10 protein-coding genes and 1 pseudogene are annotated in these 8600 nt (G+C 69.9%); 2 read left to right on the top strand and 9 right to left on the bottom strand.

The window, feature by feature from the left end; translation table 11 throughout:
• Positions 1-172 precede the first annotated feature (172 nt).
• The 9 genes from ABYE80_RS13220 to ABYE80_RS13180 all read right to left on the bottom strand — a co-directional run bounded on the left by ABYE80_RS13220 (position 173) and on the right by ABYE80_RS13180 (position 6898).
• Positions 173-520 carry a TadE/TadG family type IV pilus assembly protein gene (locus tag ABYE80_RS13220; protein WP_372790752.1) on the bottom strand — a complete coding sequence of 116 codons (348 nt, stop codon included), beginning with the start codon at positions 518-520 and terminating at the stop codon, positions 173-175.
• 127 nt (positions 521-647) lie between these two features.
• Positions 648-1007 (bottom strand): hypothetical protein, encoded by a 360-nt coding sequence (locus ABYE80_RS13215; RefSeq protein WP_372790751.1) that lies wholly within the window; start codon positions 1005-1007, stop codon positions 648-650.
• Positions 1008-1040: 33 nt separating this feature from the next.
• Positions 1041-1841 carry a response regulator transcription factor gene (locus ABYE80_RS13210; protein WP_372790750.1) on the bottom strand — a complete coding sequence of 267 codons (801 nt, stop codon included), beginning with the start codon at positions 1839-1841 and terminating at the stop codon, positions 1041-1043.
• 116 nt (positions 1842-1957) lie between these two features.
• Positions 1958-2653: a phosphate signaling complex protein PhoU gene (gene phoU / locus ABYE80_RS13205; protein ID WP_372790749.1), complete on the bottom strand. Its 696-nt coding sequence runs from the start codon at positions 2651-2653 to the stop codon at positions 1958-1960.
• A 5-nt stretch (positions 2654-2658) separates the two neighbouring features.
• A complete protein-coding gene (gene pstB / locus ABYE80_RS13200; RefSeq protein WP_372790748.1) occupies positions 2659-3549 on the bottom strand; it encodes a phosphate ABC transporter ATP-binding protein PstB in 891 nt (296 codons plus the stop codon).
• 38 nt (positions 3550-3587) lie between these two features.
• A complete protein-coding gene (gene pstA / locus ABYE80_RS13195; RefSeq protein ID WP_372790747.1) occupies positions 3588-4502 on the bottom strand; it encodes a phosphate ABC transporter permease PstA in 915 nt (304 codons plus the stop codon).
• Positions 4499-5476 carry a phosphate ABC transporter permease subunit PstC gene (pstC, locus tag ABYE80_RS13190; RefSeq protein WP_372790746.1) on the bottom strand — a complete coding sequence of 326 codons (978 nt, stop codon included), beginning with the start codon at positions 5474-5476 and terminating at the stop codon, positions 4499-4501. The genes pstA and pstC overlap by 4 nt, the downstream gene beginning before the upstream one ends.
• A 6-nt stretch (positions 5477-5482) precedes the next feature.
• On the bottom strand, positions 5483-6451 hold the full coding sequence (locus ABYE80_RS13185) for a PstS family phosphate ABC transporter substrate-binding protein (RefSeq protein WP_372790745.1): 969 nt from the start codon (positions 6449-6451) through the stop codon (positions 5483-5485).
• Between the two features lie 60 nt (positions 6452-6511).
• On the bottom strand, positions 6512-6898 hold the full coding sequence (locus tag ABYE80_RS13180; protein WP_372790744.1) for a helix-turn-helix domain-containing protein: 387 nt from the start codon (positions 6896-6898) through the stop codon (positions 6512-6514).
• A gap of 117 nt (positions 6899-7015) precedes the next feature.
• Here ABYE80_RS13180 and ABYE80_RS13175 point away from each other — a divergent pair, with 117 nt between their 5' ends.
• A complete protein-coding gene (locus ABYE80_RS13175; RefSeq protein WP_372790743.1) occupies positions 7016-7648 on the top strand; it encodes a DUF47 domain-containing protein in 633 nt (210 codons plus the stop codon).
• 244 nt (positions 7649-7892) lie between these two features.
• A pseudogene (locus ABYE80_RS13170) lies at positions 7893-8600 on the top strand (hypothetical protein); the annotation flags it as partial.

The following is an 8600-nucleotide window of genomic DNA, read 5'->3' as shown; positions in this document are numbered from 1 at the left end:
CGGGTCTCCGCCCTGCAGGAGTGCGGCTGCTCCGGCGGTCGCCGCCGCGCCCGCGAGATCGCGGGCCCCACCGACCGCGAGGAACTGCGCGACGGCCAACGCCAGCACGAAGGCCAGCGGTATGACGGCGACGAGCTCGACGCTCGCCTGCCCATCGCAGCGACGCAGCACCTCAGCCGCCCTGGTCCTGCGCGGGGAACCGAGTGCGCGCCGTGACCGTGCCCGCCGCGATCCCGGGCACCAGCCGAGGCACCCGCACCCGCACCTCGACGGCGTCCATCCGCGTGCGGACCTGGACCGCCGGCCGTAGCCGCTCGGGCACCGCAGCACGCGCGGCCCCGAGGGTGGGCGAGCCGAGCGCGTGCGCCCGAGCGGCGGCCCGGGCAGCGCCGCCCGCCGACCACTGCGCCCAGCCGAACAGGGTGGCCTGGACGAGCAGCGCGCCAACGAGCCCGATGAGCGGCAGCAGCGCGACGAACTCGACGCTGGCCTGGCCGCTGTCGGTGGGTCGCCGGATCATGGCCGCAACCCTTCCGGCGACCGCGTGACAGCGCTACCGCCACTCCGTGTCGGTCGACGCTCTCTTGTGTGCCGTCTTCGTCACCGTCCGCGTTCCCGCGGGAACGCGCACCGCCCGCGGCGCGGGCTCAGAACGAGTAGGAGCGGTAGTGCCGCCACACGGCGACCAGCGCGTAGGACGCGCCCGCGATCATCGCCAGCCACAGCATGAGGCCGGCCCCGGTGTCCCACAGCCGCTCGCGGGCCGCCATGGCGAACACCGCGGCGCCGATCGCGCCGTAGAGCATCCCGCGGTGCTGGTCGCCGAGGGAGAAGATGGCGACCCGGTTCTCGCGGTAGAGCCGAGCGCCGATCAGCACGAACGCGATGATGATCCCGATCGACAGCAGCGCACCGACCGTGTCGGCGGTCGTGCCGCCGCCGGGGGTGAAGTGCACAGCGGCGGCGATCGCGAAGACGATCAGGGTGTTGCGCAGGCCGACGCTCATGTCGAGCGGATGCTACCGACCAGCGCCCGGCGCTCAGGCCAGGGCGCGCGAGCGAGCCGGGGCGGGCGCGACCTCGGCTGCTGGCATCTCGGGCACGGCCGTGACCGGAGCGCCGCCGACCGGCTCCGGTGCGAACCGGTAGCCGACGCCGAAGTGCGTGTGGATGTAGCGCCAGTCCGGCGAGGCCTTCTCGAGCTTCTGGCGCAGCTTGCGGACGAAGACGTCGACCGAGCGGTCCCCGCGAGCCATCGCGTAGCCCCAGACCCGCTGGTAGATCTCCTCGCGCTCGAGTACGCGGCCCTCCGCGCCGGCGAGCAGTTCGATGAGCTCGAACTCGCGCCGGGTCAGGTCCACCGATCGGTCGCCCACGAACGCCTGGAACCGATCGGCCCGGATCTCGATCTCGCCGACGGCGATGGGCGCCTCCGGACGGGCCTCGGTGCGCTTGCGACGCCGCGAGACGGCCTCGATGCGGGCGATGAGCTCCTCGGGATGGCAGGGCTTGCTCAGCCAGTCGTCGGCGCCCGCCCGCAGCCCGCGGACACGCTGCGCCACGGTGGACTGGCCGGTGCAGACGACGACGCCGAGGCCCGGCATGGCCGAGCAGACCTTGTCCAGGTACTCCCAGGCGGCAGGCCCGAGCGTGGCGAGATCGACGACGAGCGCGCCGACGCGCATCGCCACGAGGGTGTCGACAGGGATCGCTCCGGCGTGAACGCGGTGTTCCCAGCCGAGGCGCTCCAGCCGGTTCCCGAGAACCTGCAGGAAGCCGGAGTCCGTATCGATGACCGCGATGCGGAGCGGGTCCGCACCGGAGGGGATCGGGTCATGCATGACGGGAGCCATTGTAGGGCGTACCCCGGTCTGCACACCGTGTTGCGGCCCCCGGTCACCACATTTTCACAGGATGCCGGAGTTCGTGCCGACGGGCACGAGGCCCGTCGGCGCCCTCAGGTACCCGCGGCGGGGCGGTGCGAGGAGTCGGAGAACTCCCGGAAGAGCCCAGTGACGACGAACGCCGTCTGCTCCCCGATGTCCACGGCGTTGTCGCCGATCCGCTCCAGCGCGCGGGCGATCATCACCATCGACATCCCCCACTCCCGCAGGTCCTCGTCGGTGCCGACCTGGATGGCGAGGCGGAACAGCTCGCGGTTGAGCTGGTTGATCTCCTGGTCCTGGCGCACGATGTCCTCCGCCAGGTCCGTGTCGCGCATGGTGAACGCCTGCTTGCTCTGCACGACCTCCGAGCGGGCGAGCTTGCCCATCCGCTGGATCCGCTCGGCGACCTCGGGAACGGTCGGCGGCTCGTGCCCGATCAGCGGCAGGAGCTTGCAGATGTTCACGCACTGGTCGCCCATGCGCTCCATGTGCTTGACGACGTGCAGCAGCGCCGCGACGAGTCGCAGGTCCCCGGCCACGGGCGCCTGGAGCGCGAGCAGGGAGAGGATCGACTGGTGCACCTCGAGATACCGGCCGTCGACCCGGTCGTCGTCCTGAACGACCACGGCCGCCAGCTCGACGTCCTGGTGCTCGAGCGCCTCGAGCGTGCGGTCGAGCTGCGAGATGACGATGTCCAGGCCGCCCATGGCGGCCGCTTCGACCTGCTGGAGCTCCTCGGCGAAGTGAAGACGACTGTCGCGTGGCATGCCGCTCAGCCGAACTTGCCGGTGACGTACTGCTCCGTGCGTTCGTCGGTCGGGTTGGTGAAGATCTTCTGCGTCTCGTCGAACTCGATGAGCTTGCCGATGCGCTTGCCCTCCCCCGCGGAGAGGTCCACGATGAAGAACGCCGTCCGATCGGACACGCGCGCGGCCTGCTGCATGTTGTGCGTGACGATCACGATCGACAGCCGCTCCTTGAGCTCGAGCATGAGGTCCTCGATCTTGCCGGTCGAGACCGGGTCCAGCGCGGAGCACGGCTCGTCCATCAGCAGGACGTCCGGTTCGGTCGCCAGCGCGCGGGCGATGCACAGGCGCTGCTGCTGACCGCCCGACATGCCGAAGGCGTTGGTCTTCAGGCGGTCCTTGACGTCCTCCCACAGCGCCGCGCCACGCAGGGCGTTCTCGACGATCTCGTCCATGTCGCCCTTCATGCCCAGGATGCGGGGACCGAACGCGATGTTGTCGTAGATCGACTTCGGGAACGGGTTGGGCTTCTGGAAGACCATGCCGATGCGCTTGCGCACCTGGACCGGGTCCACGTTCCTCGCGTACAGGTCCTGGCCGTGGTAGACGACGGAGCCCTCGACCTTCGCGCCCGGGATCAGGTCGTTCATCCGGTTGAGCACCCGCAGGAAGGTCGACTTCCCGCAGCCCGACGGGCCGATGAAGGCGGTGATCTCGTTGAGCCCGAGGTCGATGTCCACGTCCTCGACCGCCAGGGTCCCGCTGTAGGAGACGTTGACCCCCTTGCACTCGAAGATCGTCTGGGCGGGACGGGCAACCTCACCCGGCGCGCCGGCGGCAGACGTGGGGGCGTCGTGCTCGTGGACGTGCCGGTGGGCGGCCTCACCCGGGGTGGCGGCGGGGTCTGGTTCGGTCATGAGGGGGGTTCGCTTGGCTTGGTCGGACACAAGGGCACCTACCACTTCTGCTCGTAGCGGTTGCGGAGGAAGATCGCGAGCGAGTTCATCATCAGCAGGACCACCATCAACACGAGGATGGCAGCTGCGGCGAGTGGGAGGAACTTGTCGACCTCCGAATCCCGCGTCCAGTTGAAGATCTGCAGCGGCATCGCGGTCAGGACCTCGTTGTCGAGGCTGGGGTTGATGCGCGGCGAGATCGCGGCGCCCAGGATGAGCAGCGGTGCGGTCTCGCCGATCGCCCGGCTGAGCGCCAGGATGACCCCGGTCGCGATGCCCGCGATGGACCCGGGGAGCACCTGCTTCCAGATCGTCTGCCACTTGGTCGCCCCGAGCGCCAGCGATCCCTCGCGGATCGAGGGGGGGACGGCGCGGATCGCCTCGCGCGCCACGATGATCACGACCGGCAGCACGAGCAGCGCCAGCGTGATGCCGCCGGCGACGATCGTGCGGCCGAGCGACAGCGGCCCGCGGACGATGAAGGCCAGGCCGAGAATGCCGTAGACGACCGACGGCACGCCGGCGAGGTTCTGGATGTTGACCTCGACCAGGCGGTTCCACCACTTCGTCCGGTCCGCGTACTCCTCGAGGTAGATGGCCGTCGCCACGCCGAGCGGGACGACGAGGAACGCGACGATGCCCATCAGGTAGACGGTGCCGATCAGCGCCGACTGGAACCCGGAGGTCTCGGGCCGGATCTTCGACGGCTGGTTCGTGAAGAGCTCGGGGCTGATCTTGCCGGCCCCGTCGTTGAACACGTCGCCGAGCAGCAGCACCAGCCCGAGGATCGCGAGCGCGAGGGCGCCGTACATGAGGCTCTTGAACGCGCCCTGCTTGACGCGCGCGGTGCCGTCCGGTGCCGGGATCGCGCTGTTGGCGATGGCCGCGTCCGCGATCTGCTTGCCCGTGCTCATTCGTAGACCTGCCGGTACTTGTTGACGAGGCGGATCGAGATCATGTTGAGGACCAGCGTGATGAGGAAGAGGGTGAATCCGACCGCGAAGATCGTCTCGTACTCCAGGGAGCCGGTCGGGATGTCGCCACCGGCGGTGCCGGCGATGAACGCGGCCATCGAGCCCGCGGGTTCGCCGGGGTCGGTGACGGGTCCGTTGGGCAGGAGCTGTCCGTTGCCGGCCGCCAGCAGGATCACGAGGGTCTCCCCGATCGCGCGGGACGCGCCCAGCACGATGCCGGCGACGACGCCGGAGAGCGCCGCCGGGAACACGACCCGGATCGCGACCTGCATCCGGTTGGCTCCGAGCCCGAACGCGCCTTCGCGCAGCGCCGCGGGGACGGCGCTCATGCCGTCCTCGGCGACCGAGGCGATGATCGGCATCACGAGCAGGCCGCAGATGAGTCCGGCCGCGAGCTGGTTGTTCGACGCGATGTCGAGGTTGAGGAACCCCTTGAGGAACTCCGGGGTGAAGAAGGTCAGCGCGAAGTAGCCGAAGACGATCGTCGGCACGCCCGCCAGGACCTCGAGGATCGGCTTGATGGTCTTGCGGACCTTGGTCGGTGCGTACTCGCTGAGGTAGATCGCGCTCAGCAGGCCCACCGGCACGGCGAACGCGAGCGCGATGAAGGTGATGTACAGGGTGGACCAGACGAGCGGCAGGACGCCGAAGCTCTGCTGCTCACCACCCAGCAGTGGGGTCCACTTGTCCCCGAGGAGGTAGTCGGCGAGGGGCACCTCGCCGAAGAAGCTCACGGTCTCGCGGATCAGCGAGAACACGATGAGCACCGTGGTGAGCACGGACACCGTAGCCGCTGCCGCGAGCAGCACACGGATGAGGGCCTCCCCCGTCGACCGACGCGTGCGGGTCCGGAGCAGCACTGCCCCGGACCCGCTCGCCGGCGACGAGCTCGACGTGGTGGTCGTGCCCGTCATCGGTCGCTACTGCGCCTCGATGGCGGCCAGGTCGGTCTTGGCCTGCTCGACCTGCTCCGGGGTCAGCGCCACCATCTTGGCGGCGTCGGCGATCGTCTCCTGGTTGGCGACGATGAACTCCATGAACGCCTTGACCTCGGGACGCTCGAGCGCCTTGTTCGAGGGGTACATGAAGACCGGACGGGACAGCGGCTTGTACGAGCCGTCCTGGATGGTCTCCTTGGACGGCTTGACGCAGCCGTCGCCGGCGTCGACGCCCACGAGGTTGAGCTTGTCGGCCTGCGCCTCGTAGTAGGAGAAGCCGAAGTAGCCCATCCCGCCCGCGTCGCCCTCGACGCCCGTCACCAGCTGGTTGTCGTCCTCGGACGCCTGGTAGTCGTCACGGGTCGCGCCCTCGTCACCGTTGATCTCGGCGGTGAAGAAGTCGAACGTGCCGGAGTCCGTGCCCGGGCCGTACAGCGACAGCTCGGTGGACGGGAGCTTCGGATCGATGTCGGCGAGCGACTTGACCTTCGAGCCCTTGTTCCACAGCTCCTTGAGCTGGTCGGTGGTCAGGCAGTCGACCGCGAGGTCCTTGTTGGTGACGACCGCGATGCCGTCGTTGGCGACCGTGAGCTCGCCGTAGCCGATGCCGCTCTTCTCGCAGAGCGGGGCCTCCTCGTCCTCCTTGATCGGACGGGATGCGTCGGAGATGTCGGTCTCCCCCGCGCAGAACTTCTCGAACCCGCCACCGGTGCCGGACTGGCCCACGGTGATCTGCACGTTCGGCTGCTCCTCCTGGAACAGCTCCGCCGCGGCCTGCGCGAACGGGAAGACGGTCGATGAGCCGTCGATGGTGATCTTGCCCGACAGCTGCTCGGTGGACGCACCGGAGCCGGTGGTGCCCGCCGTCGTCTCGTCATCGTCGCCGCACGCGGCGACGCCGAGCGCAAGGGCGCCGGCCGCCATGACGGCGAGGAAGTTTCTTGACCTCACTGCATCTCCTTTGGGTTGTTCATGCGCACGGCAGACTCACAGCGGGTCGGCCGAAGTCTGTTACCGAGGTGTGCCCTCGGTGTGAAAAGGATGTGAAGCGCCGGTGACCGGCGGGGCCGCCGGTTCGGGCTCCAGCCGATATCCGAAGCCGACGTGCGTGTGGATCCAGCGCACGTGTGGGACTGCCGATTCGAGCTTGACGCGCAGCTTGTGCACGTAGACGTCGACGGAGCGGTCGCCGTGCCGCAGGCTTCCTCCCCAGACCTCGGCGAACAGGTCGTCGCGACCGACGATGTGGCCCGCACGCGCCGTCAGCGCGACCAGCAGACCGAACTCACGGACCGAGAGCATCAACGTGCGACCGGCCGCCAGCGCGAGCCCCTCGTCCGGCCTCACCTCCAGATCGCCGGCGCGGAGAACGGGCTCGGGGGTCGACGACGCTTCCATCGCCGCGCATGCTGTCGGCCCAGCACCAGAGGCCAGGTGACGGACCCGTGAAGAGAATGTGAAAGAGCCGTGAAACCGGGCTCCCGCACGCGGAGCATCGCTCTATGGTCCTTGGGGATGTCCCCGCTGCTGCGCCGCGGGGGTCCGGATCCGGACCTCCTGAGACTGCTCGAGGAGTCCGGCGAGAACGTCCAGCGCGCCGGACTGCTGCTGCGTGATCTCCTGCTGGACTACCCGGAGCACGACGGGCTGGCGCGTGACCTGGTGCACTGCGAGCACGAGGGTGACCGCATCACCCACGACATCATCCACCGGCTCAACCGCGCCGGGCGGCGGCGGATCCCCTTCGACGTCTCCGACGGCCACGCGCTCGCCACCGCGCTCGACGACATCGTCGACCACGCGGAGGCCACCGCCGACGCGCTGGGCGTCTACCGGGTGGAGGCGGCCATGGAGCAGGCGGTTGCGCTCGCCAACGTGCTGGTCGGCGCGGGCGAGCAGGTCGCACGCGCCCTCTCGTGTCTCGTCAGGAGCAGCGACATGGCCCCGCACCTCGTCGAGATCCACCGTCTCGAGAACGAAGGTGACCGCCTCGTCCGCGACGGCATCGCCGCGCTGTTCGTCGGCGGGATCGACCCCATGGTCGTCATCCGCTGGAAGGACATCTACGAGTCCCTCGAGGCATCGGTCGATGCCTGCGAGACGGTCGCGCACCTGCTCGAGGGGATCGCCCTCAAGCGCAGGCGCTGAGGGGACGACCGCCACTGCAACGACCGTCCAGAACGGCCTGCTGCGCGCAAGATCGGGCGCGGCGCTGCCGATGGACGGAGTACGACCGACTCCGGATGCTCCCCTTGACGACCACACCCCGCGCAGTCCGCGACCGTCCCGTCGGGTGCCCGCGCGCGCACGACCGCGAACACCCGGAAGAAGGTGCGCCGCGTCACGGACGGTGCGACGCGCACACGCCCGCCGCGACTGGCACGATACGACCGTGAGCGACCGGCACCGCATCACCGCGAGCCTGGCCGCGGCGGGACTCCTGGGCGGCGCCGCTCTGGGCGGCGCAGTTCCCTCCATGGCCCAGGATGGCGCGCCGACCGGGTCGGCCGGACCCGGTCAGACGTCCGCCTCTCCGGCGGACGAGGGCCCGGCTGTCGTCGGTGCGGAGAAGCCGACGACCACGCCCAAGCCCAAGCCGGCCCCCAGCGGGCCCGCCGGCCCGGCGCCTACCGCTACGCCGGACCCTGCGCCGACCGCCGTCGTCGGGGCGCCGACCGACGAGGAGCGGGAGGCCCGCAAGAAGGCCCGGGAACGCGAGCGCCGCGACGCCGCGCGGCGCGCGGACGCGAAGGATCGAGCCGCGGCCGAGGCCAAGGCCCGCAAGCGGGCGGCCGAGGCGCAGGAGGAGGCGCTGAAGGCGGCCGAGGCCGAGCGGCTCACCGGGGAGGGTCGCAATCCCGACGGGTCTCCGAGCGAGGACAACCCCGAGCTCTCCGTCGCGCTTCCGGGTGTGGCTCCGGTGGGTGTGCCGAACTTCTTCATCGAGAAGTTCCGGATTCCGCCGTTCTTGCTGCCGATCTATCAGGCGGCGGGGATCGAGTACGGGATTCGCTGGGAGATCCTGGCGGCGATCAACGAGATCGAGACCGACTACGGCCGCAACCTCAACGTCTCGAGCGCGGGCGCGTTGGGGTGGATG

The sequence above is a fragment of the Paraconexibacter sp. genome (assembly GCF_041602235.1).
Taxonomy (GTDB): domain Bacteria; phylum Actinomycetota; class Thermoleophilia; order Solirubrobacterales; family Solirubrobacteraceae; genus Paraconexibacter.
This window is presented reverse-complemented; position numbering and strand designations above follow the sequence as displayed.

Excerpts from the sequence above, each read along its gene's own strand:
- ABYE80_RS13220 (WP_372790752.1), bottom strand. The coding sequence starts at position 520 with ATGATCCGGCGACCCACCGACAGCGGCCAGGCCAGCGTCGAGTTCGTC.
- ABYE80_RS13215 (WP_372790751.1), bottom strand. The coding sequence starts at position 1,007 with ATGAGCGTCGGCCTGCGCAACACCCTGATCGTCTTCGCGATCGCCGCC.
- ABYE80_RS13210 (WP_372790750.1), bottom strand. The coding sequence starts at position 1,841 with ATGCATGACCCGATCCCCTCCGGTGCGGACCCGCTCCGCATCGCGGTC.
- phoU (WP_372790749.1), bottom strand. The coding sequence starts at position 2,653 with ATGCCACGCGACAGTCGTCTTCACTTCGCCGAGGAGCTCCAGCAGGTC.
- pstB (WP_372790748.1), bottom strand. The coding sequence starts at position 3,549 with ATGACCGAACCAGACCCCGCCGCCACCCCGGGTGAGGCCGCCCACCGG.
- pstA (WP_372790747.1), bottom strand. The coding sequence starts at position 4,502 with ATGAGCACGGGCAAGCAGATCGCGGACGCGGCCATCGCCAACAGCGCG.
- pstC (WP_372790746.1), bottom strand. The coding sequence starts at position 5,476 with ATGACGGGCACGACCACCACGTCGAGCTCGTCGCCGGCGAGCGGGTCC.
- ABYE80_RS13180 (WP_372790744.1), bottom strand. The coding sequence starts at position 6,898 with ATGGAAGCGTCGTCGACCCCCGAGCCCGTTCTCCGCGCCGGCGATCTG.
- ABYE80_RS13175 (WP_372790743.1), top strand. The coding sequence starts at position 7,016 with ATGTCCCCGCTGCTGCGCCGCGGGGGTCCGGATCCGGACCTCCTGAGA.